This window comes from Kitasatospora sp. DSM 101779 (assembly GCF_025655475.1).
In the GTDB taxonomy this organism is placed as follows: Bacteria; Actinomycetota; Actinomycetes; order Streptomycetales; family Streptomycetaceae; genus Kitasatospora.
In genome coordinates, this window is the sequence record NZ_JAHTIK010000001.1 from 8,060,835 (window position 1) to 8,082,787 (window position 21,953).

General features: G+C 73.0%; 18 protein-coding genes, 1 pseudogene and 1 riboswitch. Of the genes and pseudogenes, 10 read left to right on the forward strand and 9 right to left on the reverse strand.

The genetic code is table 11. The annotated features are described in order from the left end of the window. Positions 1–33: 33 nt before the first annotated feature. On the forward strand, positions 34–771 hold the full coding sequence (locus KSNIM_RS36975) for a glycoside hydrolase family 16 protein (RefSeq protein WP_263107562.1): 738 nt from the start codon (positions 34–36) through the stop codon (positions 769–771). A gap of 643 nt (positions 772–1,414) precedes the next feature. Here KSNIM_RS36975 and KSNIM_RS36980 read toward each other — a convergent pair. Both KSNIM_RS36980 and KSNIM_RS36985 read right to left on the reverse strand, forming a co-directional pair. Further along, positions 1,415–1,606 carry a hypothetical protein gene (locus KSNIM_RS36980; protein ID WP_263107563.1) on the reverse strand — a complete coding sequence of 64 codons (192 nt, stop codon included), beginning with the start codon at positions 1,604–1,606 and terminating at the stop codon, positions 1,415–1,417. Between the two features lie 49 nt (positions 1,607–1,655). Beyond that, the gene (locus KSNIM_RS36985; RefSeq protein ID WP_263107564.1) at positions 1,656–1,820 is read right to left on the reverse strand and encodes a hypothetical protein; all 165 of its coding nucleotides are present in this window, start codon (positions 1,818–1,820) and stop codon (positions 1,656–1,658) included. A 930-nt stretch (positions 1,821–2,750) separates the two neighbouring features. Between KSNIM_RS36985 and KSNIM_RS36990 the strand changes: the two are divergent. After that, positions 2,751–3,062, forward strand: a pseudogene (locus KSNIM_RS36990) (PepSY domain-containing protein); the annotation flags it as partial. A 119-nt stretch (positions 3,063–3,181) separates the two neighbouring features. Here KSNIM_RS36990 and KSNIM_RS36995 read toward each other — a convergent pair. Further along, the gene (locus KSNIM_RS36995; protein ID WP_263107565.1) at positions 3,182–3,400 is read right to left on the reverse strand and encodes a hypothetical protein; all 219 of its coding nucleotides are present in this window, start codon (positions 3,398–3,400) and stop codon (positions 3,182–3,184) included. A gap of 133 nt (positions 3,401–3,533) precedes the next feature. Then, positions 3,534–5,270 (reverse strand): amidase, encoded by a 1,737-nt coding sequence (locus tag KSNIM_RS37000; RefSeq protein ID WP_263107566.1) that lies wholly within the window; start codon positions 5,268–5,270, stop codon positions 3,534–3,536. 328 nt (positions 5,271–5,598) lie between these two features. On the opposite strand from KSNIM_RS37000, the gene KSNIM_RS37005 reads away from it, so the two are divergent. Next, complete coding sequence (locus KSNIM_RS37005) at positions 5,599–6,156, forward strand: TetR/AcrR family transcriptional regulator (protein ID WP_263107567.1); 558 nt, start codon at positions 5,599–5,601, stop codon at positions 6,154–6,156. Positions 6,157–6,315: 159 nt separating this feature from the next. Here KSNIM_RS37005 and KSNIM_RS37010 read toward each other — a convergent pair whose 3' ends face one another. Together KSNIM_RS37010 and KSNIM_RS37015 are read right to left on the reverse strand one after the other, a co-directional pair. Beyond that, complete coding sequence (locus tag KSNIM_RS37010) at positions 6,316–7,071, reverse strand: CbtA family protein (protein WP_263107568.1); 756 nt, start codon at positions 7,069–7,071, stop codon at positions 6,316–6,318. Between the two features lie 14 nt (positions 7,072–7,085). Next, entirely contained in the window at positions 7,086–7,301 is a 216-nt protein-coding gene (locus tag KSNIM_RS37015) for a CbtB-domain containing protein (RefSeq protein WP_263107569.1), read from the reverse strand. Between the two features lie 36 nt (positions 7,302–7,337). Then, a riboswitch (cobalamin riboswitch) is annotated at positions 7,338–7,496 on the reverse strand. A 580-nt stretch (positions 7,497–8,076) separates the two neighbouring features. On the opposite strand from KSNIM_RS37015, the gene KSNIM_RS37020 reads away from it, so the two are divergent. Continuing rightward, the gene (locus KSNIM_RS37020; RefSeq protein WP_263107570.1) at positions 8,077–9,390 is read left to right on the forward strand and encodes a lipopolysaccharide biosynthesis protein; all 1,314 of its coding nucleotides are present in this window, start codon (positions 8,077–8,079) and stop codon (positions 9,388–9,390) included. A gap of 353 nt (positions 9,391–9,743) precedes the next feature. Here KSNIM_RS37020 and KSNIM_RS37025 read toward each other — a convergent pair whose 3' ends face one another. From KSNIM_RS37025 to KSNIM_RS37035, 3 genes are all read right to left on the reverse strand, one after another. Further along, entirely contained in the window at positions 9,744–10,559 is an 816-nt protein-coding gene (locus KSNIM_RS37025) for a class I SAM-dependent methyltransferase (RefSeq protein WP_263108247.1), read from the reverse strand. 748 nt (positions 10,560–11,307) lie between these two features. Further along, positions 11,308–12,360 carry a ferritin-like domain-containing protein gene (locus KSNIM_RS37030; RefSeq protein ID WP_263107571.1) on the reverse strand — a complete coding sequence of 351 codons (1,053 nt, stop codon included), beginning with the start codon at positions 12,358–12,360 and terminating at the stop codon, positions 11,308–11,310. Positions 12,361–12,798: 438 nt separating this feature from the next. Next, positions 12,799–14,913 carry a WD40 repeat domain-containing protein gene (locus tag KSNIM_RS37035; protein ID WP_263107572.1) on the reverse strand — a complete coding sequence of 705 codons (2,115 nt, stop codon included), beginning with the start codon at positions 14,911–14,913 and terminating at the stop codon, positions 12,799–12,801. A 693-nt stretch (positions 14,914–15,606) separates the two neighbouring features. Here KSNIM_RS37035 and KSNIM_RS37040 point away from each other — a divergent pair. The 6 genes from KSNIM_RS37040 to KSNIM_RS37065 all read left to right on the forward strand — a co-directional run. Next, positions 15,607–16,965: a S8 family peptidase gene (locus KSNIM_RS37040; RefSeq protein WP_263107573.1), complete on the forward strand. Its 1,359-nt coding sequence runs from the start codon at positions 15,607–15,609 to the stop codon at positions 16,963–16,965. A 22-nt stretch (positions 16,966–16,987) separates the two neighbouring features. Continuing rightward, positions 16,988–17,251 carry a hypothetical protein gene (locus KSNIM_RS37045; RefSeq protein WP_263107574.1) on the forward strand — a complete coding sequence of 88 codons (264 nt, stop codon included), beginning with the start codon at positions 16,988–16,990 and terminating at the stop codon, positions 17,249–17,251. A 623-nt stretch (positions 17,252–17,874) separates the two neighbouring features. Then, on the forward strand, positions 17,875–19,176 hold the full coding sequence (locus KSNIM_RS37050) for an AAA family ATPase (RefSeq protein ID WP_263107575.1): 1,302 nt from the start codon (positions 17,875–17,877) through the stop codon (positions 19,174–19,176). After that, positions 19,173–19,916 (forward strand): hypothetical protein, encoded by a 744-nt coding sequence (locus KSNIM_RS37055; protein ID WP_263107576.1) that lies wholly within the window; start codon positions 19,173–19,175, stop codon positions 19,914–19,916. The genes KSNIM_RS37050 and KSNIM_RS37055 overlap by 4 nt, the downstream gene beginning before the upstream one ends. Then, complete coding sequence (locus KSNIM_RS37060) at positions 19,913–21,604, forward strand: hypothetical protein (protein WP_263107577.1); 1,692 nt, start codon at positions 19,913–19,915, stop codon at positions 21,602–21,604. Before KSNIM_RS37055 ends, KSNIM_RS37060 begins: the two co-directional genes overlap by 4 nt. Continuing rightward, the coding region (locus KSNIM_RS37065; RefSeq protein WP_263107578.1) for a bpX6 domain-containing protein at positions 21,601–21,953 on the forward strand (353 nt) is incomplete at its 3' end. The genes KSNIM_RS37060 and KSNIM_RS37065, both read left to right, overlap by 4 nt.

The following is a 21,953-nucleotide window of genomic DNA, read 5'->3' on the forward strand; positions in this document are numbered from 1 at the left end:
CTCTCTGGGGCGAACGAATGGCAGGGTGGCGTGATGACACTGCTGAGATGTTCGCTCGCGGCAGTCGCGATAGTCTCACTGGCGTTGCCGTTGGACGCGAGTCAAAAGGATGGCGCCGGCCCGAAAGGAATTCCTGGGGTTTGGTCGCTCGACTGGTCCGACGAATTCTCCGGAACGCAGGTCGATCTGGGTCCATGGAACGTGGCCGGCCATGCGCCGAGCGGGGCGATCAACTGCTACGACTCCAACCAGGCCAGGGTGTCGGGAGGATTGCTGCACTTGATATTGGAGCACCGCACCGATACGTGTGCCGACGGATCCCAGACGCGCCCCTACGTGTCCGGCAGCGTCTCTGCCAAGAAGACATTCACGGCGGGGGCCTTCGAAGCAAGGGTCAATGTTCCTGCGGCCCCCGGCGGTCTGATAGCGAACTTCCCTGCCTTCTGGCTGGTCGCATGGCCGGCCGTGGGTGAGATAGACATATGGGAAGGCTTGGCCGAGTCCGGCAGCTGCTGGTCCGTGCATCCTCAGCCGAACGATCAGGAACCGGCGGGATGCGCGGCGCCGACCACCGGATGGCACACCTTCGGCGCAGAGTGGACGGCTGGGAAGCGCGTCGATGTGTACTACGACGGGCGGATGGTCGGATCAATGCCCTGGACGGGGGGAGCTGCTCAGTATCCCGTTCTCGACAACGCTGTTGCGGATTGGTCCTCGATCATCGTACCCGCCGACCTCCAGGTGGACTATGTAAGGCACTGGATCAAGTGACGGACGATGCCGCAAGAATGGGATGCGTGTCGAGTGTCTGGGCAAGGCGTCGATTTGTCGGATCTCGTGGGCCGTGGGCATGACTTTGTGTTCTGGCGGCCGGGTGCGGCCTCTGCGCCCGCCCGCTGTGCAGTGGCGCGGCGTGTCCCGGTGGGGTGCAGCCGTTGCTCCTCCGGTCAGCCGGTCGCGTCATGGCCGGCGATTCAGGCAGAGCTTCGATGTCCGTCCCCTCGTTGCGGCCCGGTGTCCTTCCGCCGACCAACGCCGCCCGGCCCTCCCGACCAAGAAGAGGCCCGCGTGAACGCCCCGGACCACGAAGTCGAGATCCGGCACTGAGCGTGGATACTGCGCTACGCCGGCCGGGCGGCACCGCGTCGCGCTGCAGAGCTTCGTGCCCTCGTCCGGCACCGGCGGCGCCACTGGAGCACCGATGGGGAGGAGCGTCGCTGGAGCACCGATGGGGAGGAGCGTCGCGGCCTGCCGCTGCTCGCCGGCCTCGGGGGCGTGGGCGCCGAAGGCGGGGGCGCAGCAGACGCGCGCCTGACGGTGTGACGAGTGCACGGTGGCCGGCCTGGTGGGATGAGTCCATGCGTGCGCTGCCTGCCTGGTGCGGCCGGCCGGCAGGGGGGTCTCGGCAGATGCGTCAGTGGTTATCGGGCGAAGCTTTGGTGGTGACTTCGTACAGGCCTGGCCCGACCTTGCGGTAGTGGCCACCGGCTGCCTCGGCGAGGCGGGCGCGCGTGACGTCCTGGCGGTCCACGGAGAGTCCGGGAGGGATGTCGACGTACTGCCGGACGAGCGTGGTTTCCTCCGGGGTCAGTTCTGGCTCGGACATCGCATTGGCCCTTCCGTGGTGATGTACTGACGGGTCGACACGACTGCCCTCAGGGTGCGGCAGTGCGGTCGGCGAGGGAGACGAGCTGGTCGAGGCCGTGTCCGTGGAGAGCCCGGCGGGCGGCGGGAGCGGCGCCGCGGACGGCGACGGGCAGGTGGTCGCGCGCGGCTGTGCGGGCGGTGCCGATGTGCGGGGCGGGTTCCCGCCAGTCCACGCTCCGCGGAGTGCTCGCGCGCACGAGCTGAACCGGTCCATGTGCGCCGACAACGCCAGGCCGTGGCCCGTCACCCGTCACTCCCGATGCCGGCTGCGCCCGATCGAGGGGAATGACGTGGCGAGAATCCTTCGCATTCCTTGGCCTCACTGGTTCGTGAACGTTGGGTGGGGCGGCCCGGACCTTTCCGGATGCAAGCGCGATGCATCCGGACAGCTACTAAACGTAACGGCCCGCGCAGGGGAATGCAACCATGGGGCGGCCGGAGTCCTCGAGCTGGCTGAAATTCCTCCGACATCGGCACCGGTGCTGGTCGGTCGGAGCCGTCGGGGTCGTGAATTTCCCCACCCGCCGCTCGCGATAATTCCCCGCCCGGTGTCCATTCGTCAGAGGTCCCCCCGTGGGAATGTGGGGTTTTCTCGCCGAGATGATCTTCTCGGGTCGTGGCGAGCCGCCGGTGTCGGCGCCCGGTCGCAGGCATCTGCCCTCGCTCGGGCGGGAAGACGCGGCGGTGGCACTCCCGCCGTCGGTGATCCTCCGGACCCAGGAGCGGAGCAGCCCTCGGGGGCACGAAACCTCCCACCGGTGAGCCGGTCTTGCTCGCGCAATGTCCCACCCCGTGACTGCGAAACTCCCCGCCGGGGCGAGGCGTGCGTGTCGGGATGGGCGCTGTCCTCGTCGCCAACCTCGCGCTGTCGGCGCTGAGCACGCTGGATGGCGAACCGAAGGCACGGTCTGGTCCGCCGGGACCACCGAGGGTGCGTGCGTAGCCGCCGGACGAGGCCTGTTGGCTCGCCGTCCATAGGCGCGCGCCCGGATGCGGCCGGCCCGGTCTTCCGCCGCCGCTATCCACACACCCCTGTGACCACGTCACGACCCGTACAACGCCACCCGAAGTACTACGGGCGGACGGCTGGGCCGTCGTGCCGATTGGGCGTCCTCTTCGGCCTGGCCAACCAGGTCGTGCTCGCGGCGATCGCCACCGGCCTGATCCTCATCACCCTGTGGGGCTACCGCATGTGGTGGCAGCGCCGTCCCACCCGCGCGGACCGGGCTGCCACGCTGGGCGCCCCGCCCGCCCGCGGCGCCTGGCGCGCCGTCCCGCTGCCGCTGCTGATCGTCGGCATCCCGCTGGTGGTGGCACTCGGCTGGGCGGTGCCGGTCCTGGGCGTCACGCTCGCCGGCTTCATCGTCACCGACATCGTCGTCGGCCTGATCCGCAGGCCCCGCGGCGGCGCGTGATCCCCGCTCTGTAGAGCCGACCGTCGAGCGGCGTGGCGGCCGCCCCCGAGCCGGCAGGCCGGGACGGCCGCCTCGGCCGTTTCACGAATGGGTCCACATCGGGCCGTGCCGACGGCCGGTCAGGTGCCGACGGACGCGACCCGGTCCAGGACACCGGCCTTCGCCTGGGCGACGAGGTCGCGGAACTGGTCCTCGCTCATCTGGATCCGCTGGCCGAAGTCGTCGGTGATCCGTACCCGCCGATCCTCCGGCGCATCCGGATCGAGGAACAACTGCGGGCAGCCGCAGTTGCAGTTCCCGCAGAAGGTCGCGACCGGCTCGGGCCCTGTAGCGCTCATGTCCCACCTCGTGATCGATGTCCCACTCTGCGTCACACCAGGTACTCGATGCCCAGCGGAGAGCCGTGGGGAAACCCGGTCGGCAGCGCTCCGTCGCCCGGGCCCGGGCCCGACGTGGTGCGACACCGTCACGTCACTGTGCCGGGAGCCGCGGCGTGCGCGGCGGCACTGTGCGCCGGCTGCCCGTCGTCTCGAAGGCCGCGGCGAGGGTCAGCAGGGCGGTGTCGTCGTAGGCGCGGCCCGCGAAGGTCAGTCCGACGGGCATGCCGGTGTCCGCCATGGTGCCCATGGGCACGGTCACCGTCGGGATGCCGAGGTGGCGGGGCACCAGGTTGCCGTTCGCGACCCAGACGCCGTTGCGCCAGCCGAGGTCGGCGGACGCCTCGGAGACGTCCATGTCCGCGGGGCCCACGTCGGCGACCGCGGGGAACACGACCGCGTCCAGGCGCAGTTCGTCCATCCACAGTTCCAGGTCGACCCGGCGCGTCTCCTCGAGCCCGCGCAGCCCCTGTTCGAGGTGCGGCATGTCGGTGAAGGAGGCGTACGGGCGCTCGCGCACGATGCGCGGGTAGTCGCCGATCGTGTCGTCGAAGCCGGTGTAGCGGTCGGGGAGTTCGCCCTGCTGCTTGGGCCAGATGCGGTCGCCGTCGACCTCGGCCAGGGTGGGGAACGCCGGGTCGCCGTTGGCGCGCAGGAAGTCGTCCCAGGCCCACGCGGACAGGTCCTCGATCTCGAGGGTGAGGAAGCCGCGGCCGACCAGGCCGCGGGTGAGAAGGGAGGGCGTGTCGGGGCGGTCGGACTCGTAGTTCGACACGACGGGGAAGTCGACCTCGACCACCTCGGCGCCGGCGGCCTCCAGGTCGCGGCGTGCGGCTTCCCACAGGGCCATCACCGAGGGGCGTGTCTCGATCCGCCGGCCGGTCTGGCCGCCGATGCCCCCGTCGGGGTTCGTTCCGGCACCGGGGTCGGCGTTGATGTACATCCTGGGCACGCCGACCCGCTGGCCGGCGAGCGCGGCGCGCGCCGTGCGGGCGTCGGCGGGTGCGAGTGCGGGGTAGGAGGCGGGGCGTACCTGCGACGGTGAGGGGAGCGGCACCCACGGCTGTGCGCGCCACAGGTCGCCGCGCGTCTGCGGGTCGTCGGCCACGATGACGTCGAGCAGTTCGAACAGGTCGGCCATGGTGCGGGTGTGCGGGACCACGACGTCCATGGTCGGCACGAGCGGCCAGTTGCCGCGCACGGAGATCACGCCGCGGCTGGGGGTGTAGGCGCACAGCGCGTTGTTCGACGCAGGCGCCCGGCCCGAGGACCACGTCTCCTCGCCGAGGCCGAACGCGCCGAACGACGCGGCCGTCGCGGTGCCCGAGCCGTTGGACGAGCCGGAGCCGTAGGCGCTGGTGAGCCAGTCGGCGCTGTACGGGCTCTCCGCGCGGCCGTACACGCCTCGCTGCATGCCGCCGTTCGCCATCGGCGGCATGTTGGTCAGGCCGATCAGGACGGCCCCGCCCGCGCGCAGCCGTTCGATGGCGAAGGCGTCGCGCTGGGCGACGAGGTGCTCGAACGCGGGCGAGCCGGCCGCGGCGGTCAGTCCCTTCGCGAGGTAGCTGTCCTTCGCGGTGTACGGGATGCCGTCCAGTGGGCCGAGCGTCTCGCCGCGCGCGCGGCGTGCGTCGGAGGCCTCCGCTTCCGCGCGGGCATCCGGGTTCATCACGACCATCGAGTTGAGAGCGGTGGCGGTGCCGGGCCGGTCGTACGCGTCGATCCGTGCGAGGTAGGCGTCGAGCAGCCCGACCGCGGTGGTCTCGCCCTTCTCCAGCGCCGCGCGCAGATCGGCGATACACGTCTCCACAACGTCGAATCCGCGCGTCATGCGGGTGTCTCCTGAGTGGTTGGGGCGGACGGGCGAACCGCCGGGCGACGAACCGATCACACACGCCGGCCGGCACGCCTCCGATCGCACTGACTGGATTTTCAGTCTAGACTACAGATCTAGATCCCAGAGTCGAGGTGAGCCCGTGCCGAAGCCGGAGACCGAGCCCGCGCAGCCGCAGCGCTCCGTCCCACCGGAGGGCGCGCCCGAGCCTGCGCCGAGCGCCGGGACGAAGCCCGCTTCCCGACCGCGTCCGGCCCCGACCCCGGCTCCGGCCCCGGTCGACAGGAAGCGTCAGCCCAGCGGTGACGAGGCGCGGGGGCGGGCGATGCGGGCTGCCATCAGCGTCATCGCCGAGAAGGGCACGGCGGCCGTGCGGATGTCGGACATCGCCGCGCGGGCCGGCATGAGCACCGGGCACATCCTCTACCACTTCGGCAAGAAGGACCGCCTCCTGCTCGAAGTCCTCGCATGGAGCGAGGCGGACCTCGGGGCCCGGTTCCAGCAGGCCGCGGACGAGGCCGCATCCCCTTCCGAGAAACTGGCGCTGTTCGTCCGCTTCTACCTGCCCCGCCACCAGGGTGACGAACGCTACGCGCTGTGGACGCAGGTACTGGCCCAGCGCCACGACGACGCCGGCCGACGACTCCTCACCGCGCTGTCCGACGTGTGGGAGGAGCGCCTGGAAGCCGTCGTTCTCGAGGGCCGGGCCCTGGGCCGGTTCGCCGACGTGGACCTCCCCGAATTCGTCATCAGGGCCGTGGCCATGCTGAACGGGCTCTCCGGAGACGTGATGTTCGGGCGGTCGCGTTGGCAGCATGCCTCCGCGCACGAGTTCGCCCTGTCCGCCCTCGAACGCGAACTGCGCCCGACCGCTCAGGGATGACGACGCGCCTGTGCCTGCCAGGGCGCGGTCGCCCACCGGGCCGCCCGGCGCACCCAGGGCGGCCGTCCCCGTCCACCCCGACCCGGGCCCGGTAACGGTGAAGGCCGGTGGGAGCGACGGATTGTCGCTCCCACCGGCCTTCGTGCGGTGCGCCGTGCACTAGGCGGTGGCGGCCTCCTGGCCCGTGGCGAGGCTCGCGGTGGCGGGCTTCGGGTGGAGGAGCCGTTCGGCGAGGTGTCCGAAGACCAGGCCGAAGGACGTCCACAGGGTCAGCTGGACGGCGAGCGCCGCGACGCGGAACTGCCAGAGCAGCGTGGCCGAGAAGTCCTCGGGGACCTCGTTGACCGCGGGCAGGAACGCGTATGCGAGCCCGATCGCGAGGGCGAAGCCGGCGACGGCGACGACGGTGGCCCACCAGTTGCCGAGGGCCGGTGCCAGCCGCTTGCCGACGATCACCGCGGCGATCGCCAGCAGCACGCTGAGCGCCATCATCAGGAAGTACAGCGTGGTGCGCTTGCCGATGGTCTCCGGGTCGCCCACCGACGGCGGGTTGGCCGGGTACTTGAGGAACGGCACCACGTAGACCGCGACGAGCGCCGCGGCCGACAGCAGGGCCGCGGTGGCGCGCGGAGTGAAGCGGCCGACGCGGCCGAGGGCGAAGCAGTAGGCGAGGGCGGCGATGCCGCCGAGCGCCACACCGAACACCAGGACACCGGTGGCCAGGCCCGCAGTGGACTGCAGGGACCGGCTGACGATCTCCATCTCGTGCTCGTGGGAGTGCGACTCCTCGTAGGCGATGGCCGCGTCGATGCGCGGCTCACCGAGGAAGTAGGCGACGACGAGGGCGAGCAGGCCGGACGCGAGCCCGGCCAGCATGCCGCGGACCAGAAGGCCTCTGACGATTGCGGAGTTCACGGAGTGCCCTCCGGTCAGTGGCAGGGGAAGCCGAGGAGGTGGCGGCCGTCGTGCACCCACTCGTGCACGTCCTCGCCGGAGATGAGGGACGTCGCGCCCTGCTCGGCGCCGACGAAGTAGACGAGGGCCAGCATGAGGATGGTGAAGAAGACCGCCCACGGCAGGATGGTCTTCAGCGAGATGGGGGTGATCGCCGGCGTTGCGGCGGCGGGGGCGATGGGGTGAGCCATGGCCGACCTCCTTGTGGGAACACGCGTCCCGTTCGGTGGAGCACGAGCGACGGAGGCGGGTCTGACTTTCGGCCCCGACAGGCTGTCGGGTCCGATTCACAGTGGCGCGACCGTGCCGGCATCTCACCGGACTTCCACGCACCGTCGATTTCAGTTGTCGCCCGAGAAGGTACCGCCTCCGCGGGAGCAGGCCAAGGGCTGTCGCGGGGGCGCGCGGAGCACGGACCCGCGCGTCGATCAGTTCGTATGCCTGCGGTATCGGTTCCCCGGGCGCAGCGGCAGACATGCGTCGGCCGAGTGATGTTGGTCGCACCGCGCGGCGCCGTGCTGACGGCCCGTCGGCGTGCCGGCTCGCGGGACGGAATCCACCCGCTCGCACACGTGGGTGGCCGCCGACCATGCGGCCGCCGGCCACCCGCGCGCAGTCGGACCACGGTGTGTCTCCTCCCGATCTCCTGACGCCTCGTCGGCGCCGCCGGCCCTCCGTGGGGCGTGGCCGAGGAGACACCGTTCGGTCGCCGGGTGGGTTCCCCGGGCGTGGGCTCCGCCTCCGACAGCGACGGACCTGGCACGGTTTGTCCATGCCTCAGTTCTCGGTTCCGCCCCGTCCGGTCCTCGCGCCGCCCGAGTGTGCGACCTGCGGGCGAGACACCCGGCGCGCACGCGCGACGCCCGGCAGCACGGCGCGCACCACCCCGCAGCCGGTGCGGTCGGCCCCTTCGGCCAGCAGCAGCGCCCGTCCGAGACGCTCGACGCGGGGAAGGGCGCAGCGGACGTGAGGGAGCGATTCGGCGTGCCGCTCACCCAACTGCGCGAGCGCCTGCAGAACGGGGCCGGGCCCGCCGCCGGCACACCGCTGGTCCGCAACGGGCGGATCCTGGCCGCCAGCGCCGTACTGGCCGCCGGCCTCGGCGCACTGTTCTGGCTGCTCGCCGCGCGCTGGTTCAACACCGAAACGGTCGGCCGCAGCTACGCCCTGCTGTCGGCGGCGATGCTGCTGGCCACCCTCGGCTCCCTCAACCTCGGCGACGTCCTGGTGCGCTTCCTGCCGACCGCAGGCTCGCGCGGCCGCTGGCTGGTGGTCCGTTGCTACACGGTCGCCACCGTCGTGGGTGCGGTGGTGGCGACCGGTTTCGTGCTGCTGGCTCCGCACCTCTCGCCGGGCCTCACCGAGCTGCGCGAACCGTGGTCGGCGCTCCTGTTCGTCGCCGCGACCGCCGCCTACACGGTCTTCGTGCTGCAGGACGGTGCGCTCACGGGCCTGCGCCGACCGGCCTGGGTGCTGGGCGAGAACCTGGTCTTCGCCATTGCGAAGGCGCTCGCCCTCGCCGTGTGCGCCGCGTTGGCCGTCAGCGCGGGGATCCTGCTGTCCTGGGCGGCCGGTCTCGCGCTCGCCGTCGCTGTCGCGAACGTGGTGCTGTTCGCCCGCGCCCTGCCCGCCACCCGCGACACCTCGGGCGCAGGTACCGCGAGGCCCGGCCGGATGGCCCGCTACGCGGTGGCGGACTACATCGGCCAGCTCGGCCAGACCGCCGTCGCCAAGTCCCTGCCGCTGCTCGTCCTCGCCCGCCTCGGAGCCGAACAGACCGCCTACTACTCCCTGGCCTACCTGGTCACCGACACCCTCTACCAGGCCGCCTACGCCATGGGCCAGTCCCTCACCGTCGAGGGCGCCGCCGAACCCCACCGCCTCGCCGAACACGCCGGCCGCATGCTCCGCCACACCTTCGCCCTCATCGCCCCCGCCACCGCCGTCGCGGTCGCGGCCGCCCCCTGGATCCTCGACCTGTTCGGCCCCGACTACGCGCAGCACGGTACGACCGTGCTACGGCTGATGGCGCTCTCCGCGGTGCCGAACGTGCTGTTCGGCGTCGCCGTGCACGTCGCCCGGGTCCGCCAGGCCCTGGTCTTCCTGACGGGTCTGCAGCTCGTCTTCGCCTGCCTGCTACTGATCCTCACCCTGGTGCTGATGCCCCACTACGGCCTCACCGGCGTCGGCGTCGCGTGGCTGGCCACCGCCTGCGCCCTCGCGCTCGCCCTGACCGCCACGGCCCCGCGCTGGCTGGCCGGCCACCCGCACCGGCCCTGATCCAGCCCGCTTGACCGACAACTGCGCCCGGACCGTGATCCCTGCCGATCCGTCCCGGCAACGCCAAGGTCCGGAGCGTCGTGCTGAGCACCACCGGCGGCGACGACCGGAACGTCAACGCGCCGACCGTCGGAACGCTCGTCGGCCAGATGCTGGACCAGGCCTCCGGGCATCCCGCTGGTGAGGTTCGCCGGCGCTCATATCCCCTGCACGGCACACATCAGCTGAAACAGACGTTCCGGTGCGGCCCGCCTGATGACCGGTCGGGCCGCACCTTTGTCCGCCCGTCGATCCCACGTGAGGACGGCCTCGGCTGCCGACGTGAGCCAGTTCGGGTTTGCAGCGGAGGCGCTCTACCGGCGGACCGCCGAGATCAGTCCGCCGGGCCGCTCCTCGCGCTGCGGAGGGGTGCCGATCGGGCGGCCGTAGGCGGCACCGCACTCGCGCAGGGTGTGGCTCTCGGCCTCCCAGCCGTGCCCGGCCAGCCAGCCCACCGGGTCGTCGGGCATCTCCGAGACCCACATGGCCGCCGCCGATCCCGGCACGGCGTCCGCGCCGAAACGCTCGATCACGCCGCGCGAGCCCAACGTCAGCCCCATCCGACTGCCTGCCGCCGACTGTGCGCCGATCCGGGCCAGCAGCAGCTCCACCGCGTCCTCGGGCAGATAGATCAGCAGCCCTTCGGCGATCCACACGGTCGGCACGGCCGGGTCGTGCCCTGCGGCGGCCAGCGCGCCCGGCCAGTCCTCCCGCAGATCCACGGCCACGGTGATCCGCTCGCAGCGTGCGACGGCCCGCTCCTGGCGCAGCACCGAAGCCTTGAAGTCCAGTGGCGCGGCGGTGTCGACCTCGAACAGCCGGGTGCCGTCGGGCCAGTCCATCCGGAAGGCCCGGCTGTCCATGCCGGCGCCGAGCAGCACGACCTGCCGGATCCCGGACGCGGAGGCCTGCTGCAACAGGTCGTCGAGGAACTTCGTCCTGATGACGACGGAGTACGACACGGCCAGTCGGCGACGGCGCGCGGCCTCGTCATCGGGTAGCGGCGGCGAGGAGGGCCACAGGCCGCCGGCGGTGGCGAAGGCCTGTGCCAGTGGGTCGCGGAACAGCGCGTTCTCCCGCTCGGTCTCCAGCGCCCGCACCCTGGCCACCCCCACCGCAGTGGCCCACACTCCCGACGGCTGCACCCGCTTCTGCTCATCAGTCACCGCGCCAGCCTAGATGCTCGATTCCAAGGGGCCGGGCCTGATGAGCGGAGCCGGGTTCATGTGCGGCCGGCCGGTCATGCGTGCACCGACCGTCTACGACTACCGAACCCCCTGGAATCGGTCACAGGAAGAAGCACATGAGGAGCACTCACCCCGAGCCACGCGTAGAACCGATCGGTGAAGCCGCCGCTCAGCGCCTCCCACCTGGTCTGGCTGGGCTTCCATCCCTGAGTCCAGGCCTTGTGCCGCACCCCTTGTCGCGTCCGACGGCGAAGGCGTCGAGACGGTTCGGGCCCCGGGCGACCACGGTCGGCGGACTTTCGAAGCTGCCGCCGAGCGCTTCCCGGGCCGTCTGGCTCGGCTGCCAGGCCCGTGCCGGGGGCGCCCCGCGCAGCGGGACGAGTACGGCTCGGCCCTGCTGGACGTCGTGCAGAGCCGTCGTCAGGTTCTCGCCCCACCGGGAGAGGTCCAGCCAGCCGCGGGCCCGCAGGCTCGGGCAGACCATGTGGTGGCCCAACTCGTGTCGGTGATGGCCTGGTTGGGGTCACGCGCAGCCGTGTGGCTATGCAGGCTCCGTCGATGGCGACACCTGCCGGGCATTCTCCGTCGGTTCACACGCGCGGCATTCGACGACCCGTAGCCCCTGCCGTCTCGGGCCGACAGGATCTGCGGACCCGCCTGCTCACCGGGATGCTTCCGCGAACGGGACTGCTCACTCCTCGACGTACAGGAACTCCGGCCCGTAGGTCTTGCCACTGCCGTCGGGCAGTTCCATCTGTACGAGCTTCCGCGCCTCGGTTCGCATCTTGCCCATGCGGCTGATGGCCGTGGACAGCGAGCCCGGGTCGCCCGTCCGCCAGGCTTCCTCCAGTGCTCGCAGCATCGTGCTGAAATGCGAGTTGAATGCGCCGAGCACCGACTTCACCTCGGGCGCGGGCGCATTCGGCCCGCCGTTGGCCCACCCGCCGTCGGGGACCCTCGCCATGGGGTGGGCCGGGGGCAAGGGAACCTCATCGCCCTTGAAGTCCCAGGCGTCCGGGTTCTCCGACACCTTGATGAACTTCTTGCCGTGGAACATCTCCCGGAACACGTAGAAGTGCGCCAGCTCCCCGGGCTGGCCGGGGAACGGGTTCTCGGGTGAGGCGGAGGTCCCCTCGCCCTGCTCCTTGATGATCTCGATGGCGGCCCGGACCTTCTCGATGGTGTCGAGCGGAACGATCTTGTTGCCCTGCCCGTGGCTCTCCAGGGAGAACTCGATCTGCCGCTCGCCGCTGATCAGGTGCTGCTGGGTCTCGAAGGCCTCCTCGATCGCGGTGTAGAAGGCCCCGATGGTCGCGGAGGTGTCCGTCTGGGCGATCGGATGCTCCGGGCGTTCGATCTCGGAGAACATCTCGGCCGAGTCCTTGGTCAGGCCCTCGAGGAAGACGACGAGATCGGGCCTCACACCGCCCGGCAGGGCGTGCTCGTACTTCGGAACCACCTTCGGATCGGCCAGGACCGGCGTCCCGCCGATGCTGGTGAGCATGTTGCACACGAGTCCCATGTGGGTCATCTCGTCGAAGATGACCTCCCGGATGGCCTTGGCGACCGGCACGGTCTGTTCCTTGATCGACCACAGGGCGCTCGCATACGGACCGATGGTCGCGATCTCCACCATGATCGCCTGCTGCAGGGAGTTCCTCAGCCACTCCGCGTCGCGGCCCGCCGGGGGAACTCCCAGCAGCTCCACGATGGCATTGCTCTCGTATTCCAGGACCTGGGTCATGCCGTACCCTCTTCCGTATGCGGACTAAATGAAAGCCTTGCCCATTCGGCGAGTCAGTCAGGTGATGGGCGCGCGGGTCTCGCTGACGGTTCACCCGATCGCGGCGGCAGCGCAGCACGAGGTCGGCTCTTGCTTCGGACGCACCACAGGCGGTGCGAGCGCCAGGAGGTCGTCGCCGGTGTCGGCCGTGCCTCCGGCGGTGATACGGCCGTGGGTGGTCCAGGGCGACAGCCGCGGCGAGATCGAGGGCGTTGCCGGCCGCGCCCGGACGACGTGCCGGATCACACCGCTCACGGTGTCCTGTCGCGGTTGCCGTACGCGGCGCGGCTGCCCGGCCGGTCCGCTCGTCGATCGCCGCGGCCAGGCCCCGGACGGTGTGGAGCGGGGCCTGGCGTGGGCGCCTGTGGGTGGCTGTGGCCGTGGTTGTTCGCGGGCCGGTCAGTGGTGGGTCAGGACCGCGATGTCCGGGCCGAAACCGACGACCAGCTGCCCGTTCGGCGCGGCGGCGAGTGTGTTGATCGGGGCGGGGAACGCGTAGGTGCCGATCTGTCGTCCTGTGGTGCCGTGCCACATGTGCACGGTTCCGTTGCCGGTTCCGGCGGCGACGGCGAGGTGGCCGTTCAGCATTCCCACTGCGCCGGCCGACACCCGGCCGGTGTGTGCCGTCATGGGCGGCGCTGTCTGTTCGCCCGTGGCCACGTCCCACAGCTGGACCGTTTCGGTCCCGTGACCGGTGAGGATGAGGTGGCGGCCCTCGACCGTCTCCAGGGCAAGGGCGCCGCCCTGTTCGGGCCGCACTCCGATCCATGCATGCGCGGCAAGGTCCCACACCCGGCCTTCCGACGTCACGGCGACGAAGTGGCCGTCCACTGCCGCGAAGAACCGGATGGACGGGCTCGTGTACTCGCTCGTGGCGTGTCCGTGCAGCTCTTCCCGGCTGATCAGGTCCCAGATCCGTACCGTCTCGTGCCGGTCGCGCGTGACGAGGGTGGGCCGGCCCTGCACCGTGCCCGCCGTCAGCAGGTTCACCGCGGCGGTGTGGCCGGTCAGGGGTTCACCGAGCTGTTCCCCGCCGTCGAGGTCCCAGAGCCGCACGTTGGTGTCCGTGCCGCCGGTGACGATGACGGGCCGGCCGTCGACGACTGCCGTGGTGACCTGCTGCACGGGCCCGGCATGGCCGGCCGGCCGGCTGTCCGCCTCCTTCTCACCGTCGAGGTTCCAGATGCGGACCGATCGGTCGTCGCCACCGGTGACGGCGAGGTGACGCCCCTGCACCACGGCCGTCGCCACTGTCCGCACGGTCTCCTGGTGGCCGGTCAGCGGCGGGCGCACGTGCCTGTGGGCGGACAGGTCCCACACCGCGACGGGCCCGCGGAGGCCGAATCCGAGGACGGCGGTGGGGCGGCCGTGGAGCATCGTCAGGGCCGCCGCCTCCGCGAACCCCGGACCGGGCTCGCTGACCTGCTCGCCCGTGGCGAGGTTCCAGACGTACGTCGCGTAGGCGTTGGCGCTGATCGCCACGGGGCACTCGAACGTCGGGTCCGTTGCCAGCAGGTGCGTCATGGCGTTGATCTCCATGGTGACGCAGCGTCGCATCCCGCCGTCGTCGCCGCTGTCGCCGTCGTGGCCGTGGTCGTCATCGGTGTCGGCGCCGTCGGTGGCCGTAGGGCGGTCGGGTACCGGATCGGTGACGGGGCGGGAATCCTCGGCGTCGTCTCCCAGGAGGTGGTACTCCCGTCCCGTGATCAGGTCCCACCTGCGGACGGCTCCTTCGGCGTGGCCGGTGACGGCGATGGGCCGGCCGTCCACCACCGCCGTCGCAAGAGCCTGAACGTTGCCGGTACGGATGGTCAGGGGCTCACCGCCGGGGGTGGGGGCGGCCAGGTGCCACACCCTCAGTACGCCGTCGGTGCAGCCGGCGACCACAGCGGGCCGGCCGTCGAGCGGTGCGGTGGCGAGCGAGATGACCCGGCCGTCGCCGCCGGCGTGATACTCGCTGACCGGTGCGCCGTCGGCGAGGTCCCACACCAGGACCGCCCCGTCGGAGCCGCAGGTGACGGCGACGGGACGCCCGTCCAGTACCGCCGTCACCAGATCACGCACGCCGCGGGTGTGACCGGTTGCGGTGTGGCCGAGTTTTTGGCCCGTGGCCGGATCCCACCAGTGCAGTGTGCCGTCCTCACAGCCGGCGACAGCCAGTCCACGGTCCTCCACGACCACGGTCGCCACCACGGTCACCTTGGCCGGTGCCGGCAACGCATACCGCAGCCGGGAGTCCAGGCCGGTACCGGTGGCCCACTGCACGGTCCAGGTACCCGGTTCCTCCTGACGGGCCGGCAGCTCGGTGAGGCCCCTCGCCAGCTCCCGGTTGCCGTACCGTGCGGCGTCCAGCGCCAGCAGTTGCCGCCGCACCTGCGCACCGGCGTCGCGGTGCGAGTGCCCCGACGCCCGGTAGACGGCAGCAGCCGCCAGCTCCTCCTGTCCTACAGCGCCGTCCAGCGCCGCCATGACCTGCTCCGGATCGCCGTTGACCAGCCATGCCGGATCGGTCAACCGCCCGCGCTCCGCCGTAACTTCACGGACCGGGCCATTGTTTCGAGAATCACCAGACATGACCGGCACCCTAACCGCGCCCACCCACGGTCGCCGGATCCCCGGAGGGGGCGGCTCGAGTGCTGCGTGCCCGTGTGGGCCATGGGAACGGCTGTCCGGTGCCGCGTTCGTCGCCCGCCTGTCTGTCCGGTGTGCCGCCAGGGCCCGATCCCCGCCCCGGCAGGTTCGAGGTTCGGCGCCGCCACCGCGACCGGCGCCGCCACCGTCGCCACCGCGACCCGCGCCGCCACCGCGACCCGCGCCGCCACCAGAGCCGTGACGGGGTACTGCGGCCGCGGTGGGTCGCCCGTGCCGCTGTGCCGGTGGGCACGGCCGGATTGGGTTTCGGCGTGTCCGGGCGTGGCCCATCTGCGAGCGTCCGGAGCGGTGACCGGCGCGTGCGGTGGGTCGGGTGTGCGCTCCCGTGTCATCGGCCGTCCGGCGGACGGATGGTGTGAGAGTTGCGGCGGATGGTGAGCATGGTGGGGAGGCGGTCGGTGACCTGTGGTCGCCGTGTGTCGTGATCCGGGCGGACTCTTCCGCCCGGCGGCACGTCGTTCGGACCGCCTTCCCACCCATGCCTCGCCCCCGACGGGCGGATGCCGCTGCGGTACGCCGATCGGGCTGCGGGCCGTTCTCCCGAGGAGAAAAAGCATGCGTGTCATGATCCAGATGCGCCCCGAACCGGACATGGTGGCTGCGGTCATCGATCCGAACGTGACGATGACCGCCCACGATGTCGCCGGTGGGCTGCGCGGAGTCGAGATCGACCCGACGTTCGTACCGGTGGCGGCGCCGAGGCCGATGCCCGTCCGGGCGGGCGGCGATCCCCTGTCGATGGAGCAGTCGTTCACCTTCTCCCGGGCGCCGGAGCACGCCAGCGTCCTGGTCCGGGGCGAGATCCACGACTACGACCCGGCGAGCCGTCTCAGCATGCTGGCCCTGTCCCACCCGGAGATCGTCGGTGTCTCGGCCGACCCGGTCATCTCCACGACGCCGACCTGCGGCGGTGACAAGCCCGTGGGCAACTGGAGGGAGATCGAGCAGTTCTTCGCCGAGCTCGGCGCGGACGGCCTCGACGGTACGGGCGTCGCCCTCGCGATCGTCGACACCGGGATCAACGCCCAGCACGTGAACAACGAGTCCGGCCGCACCATCACCATCGACGCCGCCCGCAGCTGGAACCCTCCGGGCGTGGTCGGGCAGCCCGGCAAGTTCCCGGTCGACCACGGCTCGATGTGTGCCTTCGACGCCATGATCGCCGCCCCCAAGGCGACCTTCCTCGACCTGCCGGTGCTGCAGTCCAGTCACGAGGGCGCGACCGTCATGGACGGCCTGCTCTCGGACGCCGTCGCCGGCTTCGCCCACCTGTGGGGCCTGCTGGAGACCATGCCGCAGGACAAGCGGGCCCTGGTCGTCAGCAACAGCTGGGGCTCGTTCTCGCCGCAGTGGGACTTCCCGCCGGGCCACCCCGGCAACTACTCGGACAACCCGGCGCACCCGTTCAACCTGATGGTCACCGCGCTGGAGAGCGCAGGCGCGGACGTGTTGTTCGCGGCCGGCAACTGCGGCCGTGACTGTCCGGACGGCCGCTGTCAGTTCACCGACCGGCCGATCGGCGGCGCGAACTCCCACCCGCGCGCCCTGTCGATCGGAGGTGTGGACACCCGTGGCGACCGGGTCGGCTACTCCTCGCAGGGGCCGGGCCGGCTCAGCCGCAGCAAGCCCGACGTCTGCTCCTACACGCACTTCGACGGCTCCCACGCGTTCGGCGCCGACGAGCCGGACACCGGCACCTCCGCGGCCTGCCCGGTCGCCGCGGGCGTGGTCGCCGCGATCCGCTCCCAGTGGCCGGCCGCCAAGCTTCCGCCGCACGCCCTGCGCACCCTCCTGCAGCGCACCGCCGACGACCGCGGTGCCGCCGGCTTCGACTTCGACTACGGTTTCGGCATCGTCAACGTGCCCGTGATCATGGACGCGCTGCGTCGCCGCAAGAAGAACGGCTTCCGGTGACCGAACACCCCCGAGGAGTGCCATGGCCCTCGACGGACCGACCGCCCTGATCACCACCCGGCTCCCACCGGGGGCCACCCTCGACGACGCCGTCCGGCACCTCGGGCTCAGCCACGACGCGGTCGACACCGACTACGGTCTGATCGACCTGCACGACGGCAGCTACGCCCTGATGGTCACCGAGGCCGCCGCCGAGCGCGTCCGCGGTGTGCCGGGCGCGAAGGGACCGTTCGCCAACCCGCGGATCGAGCCGTTCGGCCCCATCCAGCCCGGTCCGGACGAATAACCGCCCCGCCGCGCCCGCGGGGCTGCGCCACTCCGCCGGGCACCGTGGCCACCCGCCACGGTGCCCGGTCGCGACCCCGGTGCCCGGCCCCGGCCGGCCCCGAGCTGACGGACGGCCGGACTCACCGCCAGGCCTCCGCCAGGTCGGCATTCGTGCGCCGGTGGGCAGTTCCCGAACGGGCCGCCGGTAGTCCCGGGCCTCCGCCAGGTCGGCATTCGTGCGCCGGTGGGCAGTTCCCGAACGGGCCGCCGGTGGTCCCGGACTCCTGGACGGCGACGGCACGGGCTGCAGGGTCGGTGGGCCGCTCCCGAGGTGTCCCGCCACCGTGCGGGCGCAGCCGGCGCCCCGGGCACCGACCAGGTCCGGCCCGGCCGGACCACACGAGCACGGACTCCAACCCGCTCGTCGCCCTGACCGCAGCGGCCGCCGGGAGGTTCGGCTTGCCGATCACCCCGGGACGACGACCCGTGGCGCGCCACTCGCAAAGCCTGCCGGACGACCACGTGGGCCACGCAGCCCCGGCAGCGAGTGGGAACCGAGGTCGCCGGCTCCCCGACGGCCGTGGGAGCCGGGGGGAAACCCGTTGGTGGGGCGGTGACGACGAACCCTAGACTCCCATGATCGTGACCGACATACCCGCCGCCGCGGCCTCGCCGAACCCCGCGACCCCGCAGCCCCCCGTGTCCCCGTCGATCCCGGCGGCCACGTCGGCCGCGCCGTCCCCGGTGCCCGGCCAGGTCGGTGCGCCCGCACACGGCAGTGCGGGCGCGGCAGACGCGGACCTCGTGGCGGCCGCCGTCGCCGCCGCGGGCCGGGGCATGGTCGACCGCGAGGTCGTCGCCGAGGTCGTGGCGCTGTGCGCGGTCGCCGGTGAGCACCTGCTGGTCGTCGGTGCGCCGGGTACGGCGAAGTCCGAGGCCGTGCGGCGGGTCGCCGGGCAACTCGGCGGGCGCTACTTCGAGTACCTGCTCGGCCGGTTCACCGAGCCCAACGAACTGTTCGGGCCGGTCGACCTGAGACGGCTGCGCGAGGGCCGCGTCGAGTTCCGGACCGGGGGCATGCTGCCCGAGGCCGACATCGCCTTCCTGGACGAGGTGTTCCTCGGCTCCACCGCCGTCCTCAACACCCTCCTCGGGCTGCTCAACGAGCGGGTCTTCCGCCGTGGTGGCACGGTGCTGGCCAGCCCGCTGAGGGTCTGCGTCGGCGCTGCCAACCACGTGCCCGAGGACCCCGAACTCGCCGCCTTCGCCGACCGCTTCCTCGCCCGGCTGTTCGTCGAACCGGTCGCCGACGCCCGACTGGAGGAGCTCCTCGAGGCCGGACGCCGCCCGGCTCCGGTCTCGCTGCCGCCGGCCGACGGTGCGGCGCCGCACGGCGCACCCGGCCGGCCCGCCGACCTGCTCGGTGCCCTCGATCGGCTCGCCGCCGCGGCCCGGGCTTGCGACCTCACCGAGGTCACCCCGGCGGTCGCCACCGCCCTGCGGCGGCTGCGCGCCGCCGGAGTCCCCGTCAGTGACCGCCGGGCCGTGCGCTCCCAGCGGCTGGTGGCCGCCGCCGCCGTCCTCGACGGACGGGACCGCGCCACCACCCGTGACCTGTGGGTGCTGCCGCTCATCGCCCCCACCGCCGACGCTCAGGCGCTCGCCCGTGACACCCTCGCCGACCTGATCGAGAAGTCGGCCAACCACAGCCTGGTGCACGCCGCCGAGGAGATGTCGCGCAGCGTCCACGCCCGGGCCGAGCGGCTCGCACGCTCCGCCGCCGCGCTGCTCGCCGAGCACGGCACGCTCCCGGGCGGCCCGGACTCCCGGCTGCGGCTGGAGGGCGCACTGCGCGAGATCGATGCGGGCTTCGATCCGGACGACCTGCCCGCCGTGCTCGCGGGCGTCCGCGCGGACCTGGTCGCGGCGGTCTCCCCGACGTGACCACCGCCCAGCCGTCCGTTCCCGCCGAGCCGTCCGTTCCCGCCGAGTCGTCCGCCCCCGCCCAGCCGTGCATCCCCGCCCGGCCGTCCGCCCCCGGCAGGGTGGTCACGCCCGGGCCGCCGGTCACGTCCGGCTCGGCCGCCGCCCCCGGCCCGGCTGCGGCTTTCGGGCCCGTCACCGCTCGCGGCGCGGCCGTCGAGCCGGCTTTCGCGCTGCGCTGGGAACGGCGCGAACCGCCCCTGGCGCCCGCCGCGGTGCTCGCCCTCGGCGACGCCGTGCCGGCCCTGGCCGCAGCGACCCGCGCCCGGCTGCTCGCCGGCGTACGGCTCGGCACGCTCGCGGACGTGGGCGCCCTGCTCGTTCTCGGCGCCGCCGGCGACCTGCCCTGGGCCGACGGTGCCCGCTACCTCGGGCGTGACGGCGAGCTGCTCGTCCCCACCACGGCGCGCCCGCTGCCCGCGCCAGCCCTGTGGCCGGCCGCCCTCGGCGCCCGGCGCGGCCAGGTGTGCGTCCTGCTGCCCGGACATGCACTGGTCGCCGACCCGCCGCCGCCCACCACCGACCCCGCGGCGCTGGACCGCTTCCTCCCGGCCGAGCCCGTTACCGAGCCGGGGCCCGACGCCGACGCCGAGCCCGAGCCTGACACCGAGCCCGAACGCGACGCCGGCCTCGTCTTCGGACCCGTCGCCGGCGCCGACCCCGGATCCGCCGAGCAGCCCACCGGGAGCCGTCCCGCATGACCAGCGCCATGCCCTCCGCCCTCGCCCCCTGGTCGACCTCCCTCGCCGCCCTCACCCCCGAACTCGCCACCGCCCTGGGCCCGTTGCTGCGCCGCCTGGACACCCTGGTCGCCGAGCACGAGCCGGCCGCCCGGGCCCAGGGCACCCCTGACGGCCACGGCGGCCTCGCCCGCACCGGCCGCCCGGACCAGCTGATCCCCTCCGAGTGGCTGCTCGCCGACGAGTTCCCCGACGAGTTCCTCCGCCGCCTCGTCGACGGCGAACTCCTCCACCTCGCGCCCGAGTTCACCTTGCCCACGCCGACCGGCCGGTCCGTCGTGCTGGCCGACACCGGCCCTGAACAGGCCGGCGCCGCCCGCCTCGTCCAGCTCGCCGCCCTGCTCGTCCTCCACCGCAGGGCCGCCGCCCGCGGCACCGAGCTGCGGGTCGGCATCCTCGGCGACCTCTCCGGCACCTGGCTCGGCGGCGACCTGGAAGACCTGCTCCCGGCCTGGCTGGAGGCCCGCCGCCGGAGCGACCCGACCCCCGATGACGTCCGGCACGCCTGCGAGCTCCTGGAGGACGGCGACCGCGCCTGGGTGCTCACCTCCGAACGCCTCGCCGCCCTCCTCCCGGCCGGCGCCCGAGCCCTGACCGCCCGGCCGGTGCAGTGGGACGCGAACGGCGCCACCGGCGTCGAGGTCCGCATCACCACCGGCGCGGCCGCCCCCACCACCGCGCTGCTGCCGCTGCCCGCCCCCGACATCGCCGTCCGGGCGCTGCGCGGCGCCGGGTTCCGCCGCGCCGCCCCGGTGCAGGCAGTGCTGCCCACCGGCGTCAGGGGCGGCGCCGTGCCGGTCTTCACCACCGACTCCCGCACCCTGCTGGCCCGCGGCCGCGACGCGGACGTCCTGCTCGCCGTGCACCTGCCCGGCTCCGACCGGCACCCCACCCCGGTCCGCGCCCGCCGTCACGACCTGCCCGGCCCCGCCGTGGCCGCCGGCCGCAACGGACGGCGGCTGATCGTGCTCTACGCCTGGGGCCGCCAGCTCGTCCCGTACGTGAGCGGCCGCCGGTTCTGCGAGCGCGGCGAGTACGTGGTCCGCGACAGCGCCGCCCTCGGGCTCGACCGCACCGGCCTGGACGCGCTGCTGGCCGAGCCGGTGCTGCCCCTGCTGGTCGACGGCCGGTTCCTGCGGCTTCCGGTCGCCGGCCGCTGGTGGCGGATCGGCGCGGACGGCGAGGCCCACGACGACGGGCCGGTCGGCAGGCAGGCGGCGGACCTGCCCTACGACCGGGCCCGTGACAGCCGCCTGTACAAGGGCGACCTGCCGGCCGGCGCCGCGCAGGCACGCCACCTGCTGCACGGCGCCGGCGCCGTCGCCTGGAGCAAGGACCGCCGCACCTGGGACCTCGTCGACCGCGACGGCGCCCACCAGCTCGTCACCTTCCGGGAACAGGCGGAGGTCATCGGGCTGGTCCACGGCGCCGAGGGCGCCGCCCTGCTCACCGCCGGGCGCAAGGACGCCGTGCTGCGCCACGCCCGCGAGAACGGCCGGCGTACCCTCGCCCGCCTGTCCGGCGGCAGCGGCCGCCCCGCCCTCCACCCCACCCTGCCCCTGATCGCCGTGCCCAAGGGACCCGACCGGATCCTGGTCGGCGACGCGGACACCGGGCGGATCCACCACGTCATCGGGAGCGACCAGTGAGCACCGACCAGGCGCCCCGCCCGGCCCGTCCGACCCCCGACCGGGCCGCCGCACGCACCCCCGCGGCAGTCGACCGGCCCGACCCGCGTACCCCCGCCACCGGCCCGTCCGCGCCCGGTGCCGCCCGCCCGTCCGCGCCAGGCGACTTCCGCGGCGCCGTCGAGGCCGCCGGCTTCGTCCTCGACACCCCCGTCACCGGCACGGCCGAGGCCGCCGCGCGGGTCCTCGCCCACTGGCAGGACGGCGCCGAACTGCACCGGCTGCCCGACGGCCGCTGGCTGCTCACCCTGGCCGCACCCGTCACCGTCCGCGCCGACCTGGCCCCCGGCCTGCCCGTGCGCCGCAGCGC

What these genes read in the sequence shown, in the direction of transcription:
- KSNIM_RS36975 (WP_263107562.1), top strand. Translation starts at nt 34, where the DNA reads ATGACACTGCTGAGATGTTCGCTCGCGGCAGTCGCGATAGTCTCACTG.
- KSNIM_RS36980 (WP_263107563.1), bottom strand. Translation starts at nt 1,606, where the DNA reads ATGTCCGAGCCAGAACTGACCCCGGAGGAAACCACGCTCGTCCGGCAG.
- KSNIM_RS36995 (WP_263107565.1), bottom strand. Translation starts at nt 3,400, where the DNA reads ATGAGCGCTACAGGGCCCGAGCCGGTCGCGACCTTCTGCGGGAACTGC.
- KSNIM_RS37000 (WP_263107566.1), bottom strand. Translation starts at nt 5,270, where the DNA reads ATGACGCGCGGATTCGACGTTGTGGAGACGTGTATCGCCGATCTGCGC.
- KSNIM_RS37005 (WP_263107567.1), top strand. Translation starts at nt 5,599, where the DNA reads ATGCGGGCTGCCATCAGCGTCATCGCCGAGAAGGGCACGGCGGCCGTG.
- KSNIM_RS37015 (WP_263107569.1), bottom strand. Translation starts at nt 7,301, where the DNA reads ATGGCTCACCCCATCGCCCCCGCCGCCGCAACGCCGGCGATCACCCCC.
- KSNIM_RS37030 (WP_263107571.1), bottom strand. Translation starts at nt 12,360, where the DNA reads ATGACCCAGGTCCTGGAATACGAGAGCAATGCCATCGTGGAGCTGCTG.
- KSNIM_RS37040 (WP_263107573.1), top strand. Translation starts at nt 15,607, where the DNA reads ATGCGTGTCATGATCCAGATGCGCCCCGAACCGGACATGGTGGCTGCG.
- KSNIM_RS37045 (WP_263107574.1), top strand. Translation starts at nt 16,988, where the DNA reads ATGGCCCTCGACGGACCGACCGCCCTGATCACCACCCGGCTCCCACCG.
- KSNIM_RS37060 (WP_263107577.1), top strand. Translation starts at nt 19,913, where the DNA reads ATGACCAGCGCCATGCCCTCCGCCCTCGCCCCCTGGTCGACCTCCCTC.